12 protein-coding genes and 1 tRNA gene are annotated in these 15,624 nt (G+C 65.0%); 8 read left to right on the top strand and 5 right to left on the bottom strand.

Features of this window, described 5'->3' with window-relative positions; genetic code table 11:
• Positions 1-171 precede the first annotated feature (171 nt).
• The 5 genes from CG51_RS00960 (at position 172) to CG51_RS00940 (ending at position 5,782) form a co-directional block, all read left to right on the top strand.
• Positions 172-1,074 carry a LysR family transcriptional regulator gene (locus CG51_RS00960; RefSeq protein ID WP_035740854.1) on the top strand — a complete coding sequence of 301 codons (903 nt, stop codon included), beginning with the start codon at positions 172-174 and terminating at the stop codon, positions 1,072-1,074.
• Between the two features lie 75 nt (positions 1,075-1,149).
• A complete protein-coding gene (locus CG51_RS00955) occupies positions 1,150-1,932 on the top strand; it encodes an HpcH/HpaI aldolase family protein (protein ID WP_035740853.1) in 783 nt (260 codons plus the stop codon).
• A 27-nt stretch (positions 1,933-1,959) separates the two neighbouring features.
• A complete protein-coding gene (deoC, locus tag CG51_RS00950; RefSeq protein WP_084694969.1) occupies positions 1,960-2,970 on the top strand; it encodes a deoxyribose-phosphate aldolase in 1,011 nt (336 codons plus the stop codon).
• Positions 2,971-2,982: 12 nt separating this feature from the next.
• Complete coding sequence (locus CG51_RS00945) at positions 2,983-5,190, top strand: aldehyde dehydrogenase family protein (RefSeq protein ID WP_035740852.1); 2,208 nt, start codon at positions 2,983-2,985, stop codon at positions 5,188-5,190.
• 103 nt (positions 5,191-5,293) lie between these two features.
• A complete protein-coding gene (locus tag CG51_RS00940; protein ID WP_035740851.1) occupies positions 5,294-5,782 on the top strand; it encodes an SspB family protein in 489 nt (162 codons plus the stop codon).
• 47 nt (positions 5,783-5,829) lie between these two features.
• Here the strand turns inward: CG51_RS00940 and CG51_RS00935 are convergent, their stop codons facing one another.
• The 3 genes from CG51_RS00935 to CG51_RS00925 form a co-directional block, all read right to left on the bottom strand.
• On the bottom strand, positions 5,830-7,248 hold the full coding sequence (locus CG51_RS00935; RefSeq protein ID WP_035740850.1) for a M20 family metallopeptidase: 1,419 nt from the start codon (positions 7,246-7,248) through the stop codon (positions 5,830-5,832).
• Positions 7,249-7,364: 116 nt separating this feature from the next.
• Positions 7,365-7,441 (bottom strand) — tRNA-Asp (locus tag CG51_RS00930).
• Between the two features lie 131 nt (positions 7,442-7,572).
• Positions 7,573-8,511 carry a pirin family protein gene (locus tag CG51_RS00925; RefSeq protein WP_035740848.1) on the bottom strand — a complete coding sequence of 313 codons (939 nt, stop codon included), beginning with the start codon at positions 8,509-8,511 and terminating at the stop codon, positions 7,573-7,575.
• 184 nt (positions 8,512-8,695) lie between these two features.
• On the opposite strand from CG51_RS00925, the gene metF reads away from it, so the two are divergent.
• Positions 8,696-9,556, top strand: coding sequence for a methylenetetrahydrofolate reductase [NAD(P)H] (gene metF / locus CG51_RS00920; RefSeq protein ID WP_035741276.1), 861 nt, complete (start codon positions 8,696-8,698; stop codon positions 9,554-9,556).
• Between the two features lie 164 nt (positions 9,557-9,720).
• Here the strand turns inward: metF and CG51_RS00915 are convergent, their stop codons facing one another.
• Entirely contained in the window at positions 9,721-12,666 is a 2,946-nt protein-coding gene (locus CG51_RS00915) for a valine--tRNA ligase (protein ID WP_035740847.1), read from the bottom strand.
• Positions 12,667-12,757: 91 nt separating this feature from the next.
• On the opposite strand from CG51_RS00915, the gene CG51_RS00910 reads away from it, so the two are divergent.
• A complete protein-coding gene (locus CG51_RS00910; protein WP_051929959.1) occupies positions 12,758-13,639 on the top strand; it encodes a M48 family metalloprotease in 882 nt (293 codons plus the stop codon).
• On the opposite strand, the gene CG51_RS00905 is transcribed toward CG51_RS00910, so the two are convergent.
• Positions 13,636-14,085 (bottom strand): Lrp/AsnC family transcriptional regulator, encoded by a 450-nt coding sequence (locus tag CG51_RS00905; protein WP_035740845.1) that lies wholly within the window; start codon positions 14,083-14,085, stop codon positions 13,636-13,638. The genes CG51_RS00910 and CG51_RS00905 overlap by 4 nt on opposite strands.
• A 230-nt stretch (positions 14,086-14,315) precedes the next feature.
• On the opposite strand from CG51_RS00905, the gene CG51_RS00900 reads away from it, so the two are divergent.
• Positions 14,316-15,461: a type III PLP-dependent enzyme gene (locus tag CG51_RS00900; RefSeq protein ID WP_035740843.1), complete on the top strand. Its 1,146-nt coding sequence runs from the start codon at positions 14,316-14,318 to the stop codon at positions 15,459-15,461.
• Positions 15,462-15,624: the final 163 nt, after the last annotated feature.

The following is a 15,624-nucleotide window of genomic DNA, read 5'->3' as shown; positions in this document are numbered from 1 at the left end:
TAAACAGCGGCGGCTGCGCGTGAAGCGCGACCCGGCGATCCTCCCGCATTCCCGTTCCTCCCAAAACAGGTCCGGCATGCCTTAGGCATTTTCCGGCAATTTGGAGGGTAGCATGATTCTGATTTCTGGTAATATGAAAATAATCGTAAATATCTTTCAGGATATCGGAAAGTGCATCCCAACCTGGTCGATCACCTGACCGCTTTCATTGCTGTGATAGAAACGGGCAGCCAGTCAGCCGCCGGGCGCGCCCTGCGGCGGCCGGTCTCCTCCATCAACTACTCGCTTGTCCAACTGGAGACTCAGTGCGGTTTCCCCCTGATCGAACGCGCCCAGCGCCCCGCCGCGCTGACGGAGCAGGGCCGCGCGCTTTTTGCCGAGGCGAAATCGGTGGTGGAGCGAGCGCGGCGTTTCACCTCGCATGCCGCCTCTCTGGAGCAGGGGCTGGAAACACGCATCAGGGTGGCGGTGGATGTGCTTTTCCCCCGTGCGCGGCTGACGCAGGCTTTGGGCCGGTTCGCGGATCTGCATCCCCGCGCCACCTTTCAGTTCTTCAACTCCTCGCTCGCCACATTGTGGGACGATCTGCGTGGGGGGCGGTTCGACATGGCCTTTTCCCTCGCCGCGGCCATTCCGCTGGACATGGAGGCGCGCTCCTTCGCGATAGAGACCTTGTCACCCGTTTGCGCAATGACGCATCCACTCGCGGCGCTTCCCGCGCCCCTCGCGGCCCGCGCCTTCGACCGCGAGCGCCAGATCTATTATGTCGGCGCGCCGGAAATCGACATGGAACGTGTGGGCCGGATCTTCTCGACCGATGTCTGGACGGTGAATGATGTGGAGCAGATCCGACAGATCGTTCTTCTGGGCCTAGGCTGGTGTTTCGCGGCCTCCGGCACATTCGAAGATGAGGTCCGTTCGGGTCGTATCCGACGGTTGACCTGCGCCGATGCCCAGTTCCACCCGGCCCGCACCATCATCGCGGCATGGCCGGTCGAGCGCCGTCCCGGCCCCCTTGGGCGCGCGTTGATAGACACGATGTCAGAGGTGATGGCCGAACAGGATGACGCATGAGGAGGCAGAACTTCCGCTTGAACCCACGACAAGGGCCGCGCTACGCCTTTAGGCGAAGCAACAAGGGCACAAGCCATGACACGGACGCTCCCCTCCCTCTCCCTCATCGCCGAAGAACGGGGGACCGTCCTGTTGGGCTGGTCGGAGATCGCCTCTCCTGCCGTGGTAGGCCTGATGGCGCGTTCGGGTTACGATGCGGTCCTGATAGACCTTCAGCACGGTCAGCACGATATAGCCAGTACGCGTGACAGCATCACGGAGGCGACACTCGTACAGACGCCCGCCCTGGTGCGGGTTCCGGTGCGGGATTGGGCAATGGCGGCGCGCGCGCTCGACCTCGGCGCGGCAGGGATCGTCGCTCCGATGATAAACTCGGCGGAAGACGCCGCCGCCTTTGCCGCAGAGATCAAGTATCCGCCGCTCGGGCGCAGAAGCTGGGGGCCGGGTCGGGCGCTTCAGGCCCATGGCATGACCCCGGCCGATTACTTCAGCGGAGCGAACGGTTCGACCGCCGCCATCGCCATGTGCGAGACGCGGGAAGCTCTCGCAGTGCTGGACGATATCCTGTCCGTGCCGGGCATCGACGGCATCCTTGTCGGCCCGGCCGATCTGTCGATCGCGCTTTCTAACGGGACCATCGAACCGGAGGGCGCGGCCGTGCGAGAGGCGATGCGGGAGATCGCCCGGCGCACGCGGGCGCGGGGCAAGCTCGCCTGTGCCTTTGGCGGCCGGACGGAACGCGCGGCGGAGCTTATCGCCGAAGGCTATCAGGTCGTCTCCGTCGGGCATGACACCTTCACCCTCGCCAATGCCTTTTCCGGCACAGTGGACGGGGTGAGACAGAAGATCGCCGGCTGACGGAAGCGGAACGGGAAAGGAACTCCGATGGAGCAGGAGCGTATCGGACGGCATCGTGCGGGGCTGCCCAGCCGACTCGCTCCCTTTCTGCCAGCGCCGCGCAGAAATCCCGGCACGCCGCTCAACCCGCGGCTTTTCGATGAACGGACGGTGGACACCACAGCCGCGGAGCGAGATGCGCCGCGTATCGCCCGAAGCCGCGCGCTTTCGGGAGAGAACAGGGTGGCATGGCTGTTGAATGCGATCCGCTGCATGGACCTCACCACCCTCGCTGGCGACGATACGGCGGAGCGTGTTGCGCGGCTCTGCGACAAGGCCCGCCGGCCGCTCCCCCCTGCGATCCGCGAAGCGCTTGGGGTCGAGGGGCTGACCACGGGTGCTGTCTGCGTTTATCCGACGATGGTACCCCACGCCGTCCGCGCCCTCCACGGGTCGGGCATTCCAGTAGCCTCGGTCGCGACGGGCTTCCCCGCCGGGCTGATGCCGCTCCGCCTGCGTCTGGAGGAGATCCGCTATGCCGTGGCGGAGGGAGCTGCGGAGATAGACATCGTCATCACACGGGAATGGGCGCTGAAGGGCGCCTGGGGCGCGCTCCATGACGAAGTCGCGGCGATGCGGGAGGCATGTGGCGCGGCCCATCTGAAGGCGATCCTTGCCACCGGCGAACTGGGCGACCTCTCCCGCGTCTATCAGGTTTCCATGGTGGCCATGCAGGCCGGGGCGGATTTCATCAAGACATCGACCGGCAAGGAAACGGTGAACGCCACGTTGCCGGTAAGTCTGGTAATGATGCGCGCGATCCGAGATTACCACGATGCGACAGGCCATGCCGTGGGCTTCAAGCCGGCCGGTGGCCTGAGAAGCGCCGAAGACGCCCTCGACTGGCAGGTTCTGATGCGGGAGGAACTGGGCCGCGCCTGGCTGGAGCCGCATCTTTTCCGGATAGGCGCCTCCTCCCTGCTATCGGGGATCGAGCGTCAACTTGAGCAACACGTGACGGGTCGGGGCACTGCCGACTGGCGTCAGGGCATCGCCTGAGGGGGAAGCAGGATGACCGGTCTTACCGATCTCATGACGGATCTGGATTACAGCCCGGCGGCGGAAGAACTGACACCTGTCCGCCGCTGGCTCGCAGGTCATGGAAACCGGCTTGGCGCCTTTGTCGATGGCAGGTTCACCCGACCGGGCGCCGAGCTTCCGGTCATCACCGCGCTCGACGGGGCGATGATCGCTCACGCAACCGAAACGACAGTGGAGGAAGGTCTGCGTGCCCTGCGGGTCGCGCGCCGTTCGGGGAAACGCTGGGCCGCACTCGCTCCGTGGGAGCGGACGGACCATCTTTTGTCCTTCGCCCGGAGGGTGGAGGAGAACCGCACCCTGCTGACCCTGCTTTCGGTGCTGGAGACCGGTCGCCCCATCACGCGAGTGCAGGAGGAGACCGCCGCGCTTCCCGGCCGGCTCCGTGCCGCTGCAACGGCCCCGTCCGACGCGCCGTTGGGTGTCGGGCTGATGCTCCTCTCGGCCGATACGGGGCTTGGCGACATAGCGCATGACCTTGCGGCGGCTCTGGCGGCGGGAAATGCGCTCGTACTGAAACCGGCGCCGAAGACCCCGCTGACCGCCCTCGCCCTCGCCGCCATTGCAGCGGAGGGCGGGCTCCCGCGCGGTTTGCTGAACGTCGTGAGCGGCGGGGCTCCGCTGGGCTCCGCGCTGGCGCAAAGCGAAATCCCGGGGCGGATCGTGCTTTTCGGCAGCGAGGAGGCCGGGCGCGCTCTGGTCAGGGAAACGGCGGGTCTGAACAAGTCGCTGGCGCTTCGCCTCGGGGGAACGCCGGTGTTCATCGTCTTCGGCGATGCCGATCCCGATGCTGCCATCGAGGCGATCGTAACAGGTTTCGGCAGGCAGGGCGCGCGGGTGCTGATCGCGGCGGACATGGCGGCGCGGTTCGAGACGCTGCTGCTGCGCAGGTTCGAGCGGCTCCGCACTGGCAATCCGCTGGCGCGCGGCAACGATCTGGGCGCGCTTCGCTCCGCTGCGACGGCACGGCTCGCGCAACTCCTGTCCACAGCCTCGGCAGAGGGGCTGGAGATCGTCCGCGGGCGCGCGGCAGAAGGCGGCGTTGCGCCCGAGTTGATCCGGGCGGTATCGCCCTCTTCAGCGCTCTGGGATGCGTCGATCGCTGGCCCGGTCGCGATCACCGCGACTTTCCGCTCGGTGGAGGAGGCGGTGGCGCTCGCGAACAACAGCCGCTTTGCCGCGCCGGTATCTGTCTGGAGCGGCAACGGCGGAAGAGCCCTGCAACTTGCTCTCCAACTCGGCTCGGGCAGTGTCGCGGTAAATGCGCCGGTCGAGGCCAGCGCACCACCGCGGGCCGACAGCGGCTTCGGCGGCTGGTCACTTGCGGAGTGGTCGCGTTCGGATCTTCCATCGCGCGGGCGCCCGGAGCGGCCCTCGGCTTCGCCGCAGGCAATGCCGCTGAACAGCGGAGCCCGGCTGGTGATCGGGGGCGTGGCCCGATCGCCCGCAGGCGGCGAAGGCTATGCGGCGGCAACCGGCGTGGCACCGCTCGGCTCTCCCAAAGACGTGGCAGACGCCGTCGAAAGCGCCCGGAAGTCCTCCGCTTGGAGCCGCCTCCCTCCAGCGGAGCGTGCGCGCGTCCTGCATGCCGCCGCGGAGCGGTTTTCCCGCGAGGCGGGACGCATTGCGGGCACCACCGCGCGGGAGGCGCTGGGGCCGGCCATCGACCGCTTCCGGAAGGCAGTTCTGCCCATCGGCACTGGCGAGAGCCAGATCGGAGCGGAGCGGCTCCTGCTGAGCCAGCCGGACCCTTTCGGCATCGTCGCCCTTGCCTGCCCGGCAGAGGCTGCGCTGATGGCGCCCCTCTCGCTCCTGCTGCCGCTCCTTGCCCTGGGCAACCGTGTGGTCATGCTGCCCTCCCCCCGCGATCCGCAACCTGCGATCGGGCTGGCCCTGCTTCTGGCTGGGGCCGGACTCCCTTCCGGCACGGTCAGCGTCATCAGCGGGGACCGGGATGCCCTGCTTCCCCCTCTCGCCGCATATGACGCGGTCGATGCGGTCTGGTGCTTTGGAACGTCCGAACTGGCGGCCCATGCAGAGGGAACGGCGGCTCTCTCGCTGAAACCGGTGCTCGCACGGGATGGAGGTCGCATCGACTGGACTAGCAGGGAAATGGACGGCTCCTGGCTCCTTCACGCAGCCGGGCGGGAAAGGAGCATCAGCCTTCCGACCCGACCCTGATACGCCTTACGGCGGGATTCTGCCGCGAACCCTTTTCTTCCGGCCCAAAACGCCTATTGTTTGGTTCCACCGCCGCCCCGTCGGGCAAGGGAGAAAAGAACGGATGCACGACACGATAGACTACGGTCGCCTCATGCACGAACAGATGCGGGGCCTGACCCGTCAGGTGCTTCAGCAGGTCGCGGACGAAGGTCTTCCCGGAGAGCATCATTTCTTCATCAGCTTCGACACCACCCATCCCGAGGTGGAGCTGGCCAACTGGCTCCGCGCGCGCTACCCGGAGGAGATCACCGTCGTCATCCAGCACTGGTACGAGGATCTGGAGGTGGACGAGGACGGATTCGGCATCACCCTGAACTTCGGGGATCAGCCGGAGCGGCTCTATGTGCCTTTCGACGCGCTTCTGACCTTTGTCGATCCTTCGGTGGAGTTCGGGCTGCGCTTCGAAAGCCAGGTGGCCGATGACGAAGAGCTGGATGATCTCGAAGAACATGGCACGGGAGATGACGACACCGATCCCGACGGGTCGGGCGGCAGTTCCAATGGCGGTTCGGGAGAGGTCGTCAGTCTCGACAAGTTCCGCAAACAGTAATCCCGGACCGGCGATCCCCTTGCAGGGATCGCCCGAGGAAACCTCAATCAGCCAGCCGGGATCGGCGGGTTGACCTCCGGGGGCAGCGGGCAGACATAGGGTTCCCGCTTCAGCGCAAGCCGATGTTCCTCCTGCGCGGCGGCCAAAGCGGCGGGATCGGCAATGAGATCCTGCGCCGTCGCCGCCATGATCTTGGCCGCCAGTTCCATTCCCTTGTGGGCAACGGGCGACTTTCCCTGCGCCGTCAGTTGCCAGCTATGGAATGGCGTGCCGATCGCGCATGTGGCGACCCAGGCCTGCACCGTCGGAACGGCCCAGGACACATCGCCGACATCCGTGGAGCCTTGCCCACCGGGCAGCGCCGCGCCGAGCGGTGCGACGAAGTCGCAAAGCGGCAGATCGGCGTCTAGCGGGCGCTGTAACCGGCGAAAGGTCTCCGAAACATGCGTGGGTGTCAGCGTGGACCGGATCGCCTGCGCGAAAGCCCGGTCCGCGTCGTCGTAGGACACGGGACCAAGCCGATCCATATGGGCCTGCATCAGCCTGTCCAGCACGCTGTTGCCGAGCAGGTTGGAGACGGCGCTGACCACCTGTTCGGAAACGGTTGTCTCCGTCATGAGCGCCGCACCCTGCGCGATCTTGCGTACCCGCGCCACAAGATCCAGAAGCTCCCGGTTGGTCTGGGCGCGGATAAGCTGGCGCACCGTCGCCTTCGCTTGCACTACGTTGGGCGCGACCCCGCCGGCATCGAGATATGCGTAATGCACGCGCGCGCCGTCTGGCATATGCTCCCGCATGTAGTTTACGCCGACATTCATCAGCTCAACCGCATCGAGCGCCGACCGGCCCAGATCCGGCGCCGCAGCTGCATGGGACGCTCGGCCGTTGAAGGTAAAATCGATCCGGGTATTCGCCAGGCTGTTCGCCTCGAACACGCCATTATAATCTGCGGGATGCCAGGAGATCGCCGCATCCACATCATCGAACAGGCCCGCGCGAACCATGAACGTTTTGGCCGCGCCGCCCTCCTCCGCGGGACAGCCGTAGTACCGGATGCGGCCCGGCGTGCCCGTCCGCTCCAGCCAGTCCTTCACCGCTGCCGCCGCCATGAGAGCGGCTGACCCAAGGAGGTTGTGCCCGCATCCGTGCCCGGCGCCGTCAAACTCCGCCGTTGGCCTTGGCTCCGCCACGCCGGGTTCCTGCCCCAGAGCCGGAAGCGCGTCATATTCACCGAGAATCGCGATCACCGGGCCACCAGCGCCCGCTTCCCCCATCACCGCCGTCGGAATACCAGCAAGATCACGCGTGACGCGGAAGCCCTCTGCCTCCATCTGCGCCAGATGCGCATTGACGGAGCGGCGTTCGTTATAGGCGATCTCCGGGGTATCAAACACCTGATCGGCCAAGGCCACGTAAGGCGCCCGCCGCTGCTCCACCAGATCCCATATCTCTGCGCTGTTCTTCATACCATGCCCCTGTCGTTTGGCTCATAAAGCGGAAACGACAAATGGGACGCAACACTCTTCTTCCTTCGGCAAGCGCCGCCTTTTCAACATGTTATGATGAAGAGGGAAGAAGAGAGTGGCGCGGTTGACGGGGCTCGAACCCGCGACCCCCGGCGTGACAGGCCGGTACTCTAACCAACTGAGCTACAACCGCGCATCTCTTTTTCGCCCGATCCCGTCGGGCGTGGGGGTCTAATAGGCAACGCCGCGGGTGGCGTCAAGCGCATTGCGCAAGGAAAAATAGATCGCATGGAAAAACTTTTGCCCACGCCTCGTCAGAAGCCCTTACCGCTCCGGCGCGGGTACGAATTCGCGGTCATCTCCCGGTGGCAGGCGAAAGCGGCCATGCTGCCAGTCACCCGCCCGCCATGCCTCCCGCGCGGCATCGATCCGGTCTTTGGAGGACGCGACAAAGTTCCACCAGATGAAGCGGGGACCGTTCAGCGTGGCGCCACCCAGAATCAGGATGCGCGCGCCTTTCGGTCCCGCAGCAAGGCTGATCCGGTCGCCTGGGCGAAAGACCATCATCCGGCCCGCCTCGAAGGATTGCCCCGCAACCGTCACCTCTCCCGTAAGGACATAGACGCCGCGATCCTCGTGGTTGTCAGGCAGCGGAACCGAAGCACCGGGCTCCAGCATGGCATCCGCATAGAAAGTCTCGGAGGGCAGCGCCACAGGCGCCCGCTCTCCCCAGGCGTCGCCGAGGATCAGCCGGACCTGCTTGCCCTCCCCCTCCAGCAGGGGGAGCGAGGCTTTTTCGATATGCTGGAAGGCGGCGGGATCATCCTCGTTGGCTTCCGGCAGGGCCAGCCACGTCTGAATGCCGAACATCGACAGCGGCTGCTTCCGCGCCTCGCCATCCGTGCGCTCCGAATGTGTCACGCCGTTGCCCGCCGTCATCAGGTTCACCGCGCCCGGCTCGATCCACTGGTCCGTGCCAATGGAATCGCGGTGGTGGAGACGCCCGCGCAACAGATAGGTGACGGTAGACAGACCGATATGCGGATGCGGGCGTACGTCTATCCCCTGCCCCGTCAGGAATTCGGCCGGCCCCATCTGGTCGAAGAACACGAAAGGACCGACCATCCGGCGGGAGGCGGCGGGAAGCGCGCGACGCACCTCGAACCCCCCGATGTCGCGTGCGCGGGGGATAATGACCGTCTCGATGGCATCGACTTCGTCACCGATCGGGCATGTGGGGTCGAGGGCGGGGTTCCAGCTCATTCTGGCCTCCTGACTGTTTTCTTGCGGACAGAGTTCCCGAATGCCACCCCATTGGCAAGCCGCACCAGGCCGTGGACCTGCGGGCGCGCAGCAAAAGGAAAGCCCTCCCTGGCCTTCGGGACATAAGATTTGCCTCGGGTCGGCGAACATGGCAGAAGAACCCGCCCAGAAGACGGATACGCCCATGACGACCCCTCGCATCTCTTTCGAGTTCTTCCCCCCGCAGTCGCTGGAGGCGAGCTTTCGCCTGTGGGAGACGGTGCAGGCGCTCGCGCCGCTGAACCCGGCCTTCGTCTCCGTGACCTACGGTGCAGGCGGGACGACGCGGAAGCTCACGCATGAGGCGGTAACGACAATCCACAGGAACTACGGGCTGAACGTCGCCGCGCACCTGACCTGCGTGGATGCCACGCGGGAGGAGACGCTGGAAATCGCGCGCGCCTATGCCGAGGCCGGGGTGAAGGAAATCGTGGCTCTCAGGGGCGATCCGCCCAAGGGCGCCTCCGGTTTCACGCCGCACCCGGAGGGGTTCGCGAGTTCGGTGGAGCTGGTGGAGGCGCTGGCCGCGACGGGAGATTTCCGGCTCCATGTCGGCGCTTACCCGGAGCCTCATCCCGAGTCGTCCGACACCCCCTCAGATGTCGCCTGGCTCCGCCGCAAGGTGGCCGCTGGCGCTTCATCGGCAATCACCCAGTTCTTCTTCTCGCCCGACATCTACTTCCGCTTCCGGGATGCGGCTGTCGCGGCGGGGGTCGACGTGCCGATCATACCGGGCATCATGCCGGTGAACAGCTGGAAGGGCGTGCGCGGCTTTGCCGCCCGCTGCGGCGCTTCCGTGCCTGCCTCGCTTGATGCGCGCTTCACCGCTGCAGTGGACTCGGGCCGCGAAGCCGCCTTCGCCGTCGAGCAATGCACCGAACTCTGCGAGGCGCTTATCGCGGGCGGGGTCGAGGACTTGCACTTCTACACGCTGAACCGTCCGCAACTGACGCAACAGGTCTGCGCCAATCTCGGCATCCGTCCCGCCTCCGAAAGCGCTGCCTGAACGGGGTCAGCCCCGGCAGAGAGGGCCCGCATGCGGGACACAAGGATGCCCCCCGCCGTTCACGGAATCGGGACATCACCGGCAGTCCCGCGGCTCCCCGAAGGTAGACCGCGAGGCAGGGGCGAGGGCGGGCAGCGCCCGCCTGAGCCCGTGCCTTCCCCCGATCAGGCGATCTCCGCCAGCCGGGCCAGCGCGGCACGGAGTTTCGCGGCCTCTTCCTCGCCGAGCTCCAGCTTCTCACGGGTTTCCTCGACCACATCCTCCGGCGCGCTTTCGGCGAACTTCGGGTTGCCAAGCCGCCCGCGCAGCCCCGACAGGTCCTTGTCGAGCTTCTGCAGCGTTTTCTCCAGCCGCGCCTTTTCCTCGGCTATGTCGATCACGCCATCGAGCGGCAAGGCGAAGGTCGCGCCCTCCACCGCAATGGTGACGGAGCCGCGAGGCGCCGTCTCCGCTTCGGTCAGCGACTCGATTCGCGCCAACCGCCGGATCAACGCCTCGTTACGCGCCCAGGCGGCGCGCCCAGCCGCGTCGATTGACGTCACGACGATGGCCAGCTTCAACGCCACAGGCACATGCATCTGCGCCCGCGCGGAACGTATTTCCTCGATCAGCGCTATGACCCACCCCATCTCGCGGTCGGCTTCGGCATCGCCCAGTTCCGCGCCGTAGGTCGGCCAATCGGAATGGACGAGCATCTTTGCCCGTTTGCCGGTCGTCTCCCACAGTTCCTCGGTTACGAAGGGCATCATGGGATGAAGCAGGATGAAGCACTGGTCCAGCACCCATGCCATCATAGCGCGGGTTTCCGCCGCGGTCGCTTCATCCGCCAGCAAGGGCTTGGCGAATTCCACATACCAGTCGCACACCTTGCCCCAGACAAAGGCATAAAGCGCGTTCGCCGCGTCATTGAACCGGTAGGCGGCCAGCGCCTCGTCCACCGTCGCGCGGATGCGGCCCGTCTCGCCGAGGATCCAGCGGTTCGCTGTCGCCGTCGCCGGAGGGGCGGAACCGGTCGCGTGGTTTTCCCAGACGCCATTCATCTCGGCAAAGCGCGTGGCGTTCCATAGCTTCGTGCCGAAGTTGCGATAACCGGCAATCCGCTGAGTGGAAAGCTTCAGGTCACGCCCCATCGCCGCCATCGCCGTGAGCGTGAAGCGCACCGCATCCGCGCCGTATTCATCGATGAGTTCCAGCGGATCCAGCACGTTGCCGAGCGACTTGGACATCTTTTTGCCCTTTTCGTCGCGCACGAGCGCATGGACATAGACCGTATGAAACGGCACCTGCCCGACAACCGCAAGCTGCATCATCATCATCCGCGCCACCCAGAAGAAGATGATGTCGAAGCCGGTGACCAGTACATCCGTCGGGAAATACTTGCGCAACTCCGGCGTATCCTCCGGCCAGCCCAGCGTGCCGATCGGCCAAAGCCCGGAGGAGAACCAAGTGTCCAGCACATCCGCGTCGCGCCAGACCGGATAGACGAGTTTCGTCGGATCCTGATCGATGTTGTATTGGGCGAGGCTCGCGGCCAGGCGCTCGATGGCCTCCGCCTTGTCCGCCACCTCTACGACCATCGAATGGCTGAAGGGCGCGGGGATATCGGCGATCTCGTCGAGGAACCGCTCCCGCACGGCATCGAAATCGGTCGCGGCGTAATGGACCTCGCCCCGATGCAGCATGCCGCCGTTCATCAGCAGGTCGAAGATCTCGACCTCGTCGATCTCCCCGTCGTGATCCTCGTCCCCCAGACCGCTGCCCTGCGACAGGCCCAGATCCAGCCCGTACCACACCGGGATCTGATGACCCCACCAGAGTTGGCGCGAGATGGTCCACGGCTCGATATTCTCCAGCCAATGGAAATAGACCTTCTCGTCCCGCTCCGGCAGGATGCGCGTGTCACCGTTGCGCACCGCGTCCAGCGCCGGGCCGACGATCTTGGTCGTGTCCACGAACCACTGGTCGGTCAGCATCGGCTCGATGACCACCTTGGAGCGGTCGCCGAAGGGCTGGGTGATGATCTTGTCCTCGATCTTCTCCAGAAGCCCCAGCGCATCGATATCGGCGATGACCTGCTTGCGCGCCTCGAACCGGTCGAGGCCGCGGTATTTCTCGGGCACCATGTTATCGTCGGCGGCGTCGTCCCGCATCCGGCCCTTGCCGTCCAGCAGCACGTAAAGCGGCAGGCCGTGCCGCTCCGCGACCTTGTAGTCGTTGAAGTCGTGCGCGCCGGTGATCTTCACCGCGCCGGAACCGAAGGCCGGATCAGGATACTCGTCTGCGATGATTGGAATGTAGCGATCTGCAAGCGGGAGAAGCACACGTTTTCCGACGATTGGCGCATAACGTTCATCCGACGGATGAACCGCTACGGCACCATCGCCCAGCATCGTCTCGGGCCGCGTGGTAGCGATGGAGATATAGTCCCGCACCTCGCGGAGCGTGACATTGCCGTCGGCATCCTTCTCCACGTATTCGTAGGTTTCGCCGTTCTCCAGCGGGTATTTGAAGTGCCACATGTGGCCCTTCACCTCGACGTTCTCCACCTCCAGATCGGAAATCGCCGTCTCGAAATGCGGATCCCAGTTCACCAGCCTCTTGCCGCGGTAGATGTAGCCCTTGTCGTACATGTCGACAAAGACCTTGATCACTGCCTGCTGGAAGTTCGGATCCATGGTAAAGGCGTTGCGCGACCAATCGCAGGAGGCGCCGAGACGCTTCAACTGGTTGATGATCGTGCCGCCCGACTGCTCCTTCCACTCCCAGACCTTTTCCAGAAAGGCTTCGCGCCCCATTTCCCGGCGGCCCGGCTGCTGGCTGCGTGCCAGTTCCCGCTCGACGACCATCTGGGTGGCTATCCCGGCGTGGTCCTGTCCCGGCTGCCACAGCGTGTCGAAGCCGCGCATCCGGTGCCAGCGGACCAGAATGTCCTGAAGGGTATTGTTGAACGCATGCCCCATATGGAGCGATCCGGTGACGTTCGGCGGCGGGATCATCACGCAGAAAGTCTCCGCGCGCGACGCATTCGCGCCCGCCTTGAAGGCACCCGCCTTTTCCCAGGTTTCGTAGATCCGCGCTTCCGCGGATTGCGCGTCGAACGTCTTTTCCATGGTCGGGTTCCACTTTCTTAACGCCCGCAGGTCTATCCAAGGACTGCCCCGCCGCCAAGGCGCGGTTTGCAGCTTTTTTCAGGAGACCATATTGTTCACCAGTCCGACCCCCGGCGTTTTGCCGTTCTTCCGTCCGATGGCGGGTCGCAACGCTCTGCTGCTTGCGGCGGCCCTGAATCTCACCGCCTGCGGAACCACCTATCAGGTTGCCCGTCCGGGCGAGGGTCATGTCACCGCCGCCCGCGCCATGTTCGCGGAGGAGCAGTCCCGCAAGACATCCGCTCCCGCCATCAGTGACTCAGCCGCCCTCTCCCGGCATCAAAGGGTGCTTGCGCGGGTGAAGCCGGTGGCGGAGCGGTTCTGTCGTGAGGAAACCGTCGAGTTAAAGGGCTTCGACTGCGACGTGCAGCTCGCCGTGGATGGCGCGGCGCGGCAGCGCAATGCCTACCAGCATTATGAACATGGCAAGCCGACCGTCACAGTCACTCTGCCGCTCATCCGCGACGCCCGTAACGATGACGAGATCGCCTTTGTGCTCGGCCATGAGTTCGGACACCACATCGGCCAGCATATCGAGAAGAAGCGGCAGCAGATGCTTGCCGGAACGGTCATCATGGGTGTGTTGACCGCAGCCGCGCAGGTGAACGCCAACAACGCGAATCCCTATCGTTCGCGGGCCGACGACCTGCAGCAGATGCAGGCGAACATGGCGCTTGGCGGCGCGGTGGGCGGCATGGCCTACAGCCAGACCTATGAGCTGGAGGCAGATGCGATCGGCACGGTGATCGCCGAACGGGCCGGGTATGACCCGGTGAAGGGCGCCCGGTTCTTTGCCCGGCCAGAGGCGGCGAAGACCGCCGACGGGAAGCTGTCGTTCTGGGGAACCCATCCGCCGGATGAGAAACGCCTTTCCACCGTGATTGCGACCGTGGAGCAGGTCGCCCGCACGGGCGGCCTCAAGCGCCGCGACTAGGTCGGCAGCCCCCCCGCCACGACACGGTCGAGCTTTGTCGTCAGATGGATGAAGCTCTCCGACGCCTTGACGCCCGGTATGGCGCCGATGGCGTCGAGCACCGTATCCAGCGATTGTGTTGTGGCGGCGGCCAGCGTCAACAGAAGATCGACGCGCCCGGAGGTGGAATGGATCGTCTCCACCTCCGGCATCGCCTTCAACCGGTTCACGATTCCGGATTGGAGCCGGAGGTCGATCGTCAGGAGCACGGTCGCCCGCAATCGCCCCCGTTGCCCCGCTTCTCCTAGCCTGACCGTGTAGCCGGTGATGACGCCGGAGGTTTCCAGACGCTCCAGACGCGACTGCAGGGTGGAGCGCGCCACCTTCAGCCGCCGCGCCAGCGTGGCGAGGGAAATACGCGCATCCGCGGCCAGTTGGGCAACGATGGACCTGTCCAGATCGTCCAGAATCTCACCTCGTGAATCTGTCAGCGGCTTTCGTCATTTTAACGAAGCCACAGGCAAAAACAACACTTCCCACGGCACCTGTTTGGCTCCATATGCGACATCCTCGTTTTCAGGAAAAGGGCGGCTCATACGCACCTGGCCTGGTTTGGTTTGACGCGTAAGCGGCTCCGAACTGGTTGTTCCAGGGCTGGGGTAGGCTGCGCTCTGTTGGCAGAAGAAGGAACACGCCGATGGGGCTCTCGAAAACGATCTGGACGACTCCGTCCGAATACCTCCGCATTCAGCAACCCGACGCGCCTGTTATGTTTTTCTCGCCTGCCGTTCTGCAGGCGACGGCACGGCGGTTCATCGACGGTTTCCCCGGCTTGGTCACTTATGCCGTGAAATCGAACCCCGATGAGATCGTCATCGAAAACCTTGCCGCCGCTGGTGTGCAGGGCTTCGATGTCGCCTCTCCCGCCGAGATGCGGCTGATCCGCCGGATCGCGCCCAGTGCGGCCATGCACTACAACAACCCGGTGCGGGCGCGTTCGGAAATCCTCACGGCTGTCGAATTGGGCGTAGCGTCCTACTCCGTCGATTCGCGGAGCGAACTGGCCAAGCTCATCTCTCTGGTCCCCGCACAGGGCACCGAGATTTCCGTGCGGTTCAAGCTGCCCGTCGCCGGTGCGGCCTACAACTTCGGTGCAAAGTTCGGCGCGACGGTGGAGCTTGCGGCGGACCTGCTGGCGATGGTCGCCGACGCGGGCTTCATCCCCTCGCTGACCTTCCATCCGGGCACTCAATGCACGGATCCCACCGCATGGGAGGCATATATCCGCGCAGCGGCCGAGATTTCAGCCATGGCGGGGGTGAGGATCGCGCGGCTCAATGTGGGCGGCGGCTTTCCCTCCCACCGGCTGAACGAGATCGAACCGCAGCTGGAGGCGATTTTTCGGCTGATCGACACGGTCGCCACGGAAGCCTTTGGCGCGGATCGTCCGGCGCTGGTCTGCGAGCCGGGCCGGGGTCTCTGCGCTGGGGCCTTTTCGCTCGCCAGCCGGGTGAAGGCGGTGCGCGACGATGAGCACGTCTTCCTGAACGACGGTGTCTATGGCGCTTTCGCGGAACTCCCGCTCATCGGCATCATCGACCGGACGGAGGTCATCTCTCCCGCTGGAGTGAAACGTAGCGGCGAGACGGTGGAGCGCATCGTTTTCGGCCCGACCTGCGATAGCGTTGACCGTCTGCCAGGCGTCTTGGCCCTGCCTGGCGACATGCGCGAGGAAGACTACGTGCTGTTCCACGGCATGGGCGCCTATTCGATCGCCACCAATACGCGCTTCAACGGGTTCGGCGAACTCAGCGTCGCGACGGTGCTCAAGCTGAAGGGCTGACGGCCCGCTCACAGGCCAACACATAACTGCCCGAGGCGCGTCCATTGACGCGCCTTTTTCATGCAGAAAAAGTATTTTTCCGCCCGCAGGCAACCCGCAGCGGTCGTGCCGCATTGTCATAAAGTCGATGGGCTTTCGCCGTGTTACGGTGATCTGGCTGTGT

The organism is Haematobacter missouriensis (assembly GCF_000740775.1).
Classification (GTDB): Bacteria; Pseudomonadota; Alphaproteobacteria; order Rhodobacterales; family Rhodobacteraceae; genus Haematobacter; species Haematobacter missouriensis.
This window is presented reverse-complemented; position numbering and strand designations above follow the sequence as displayed.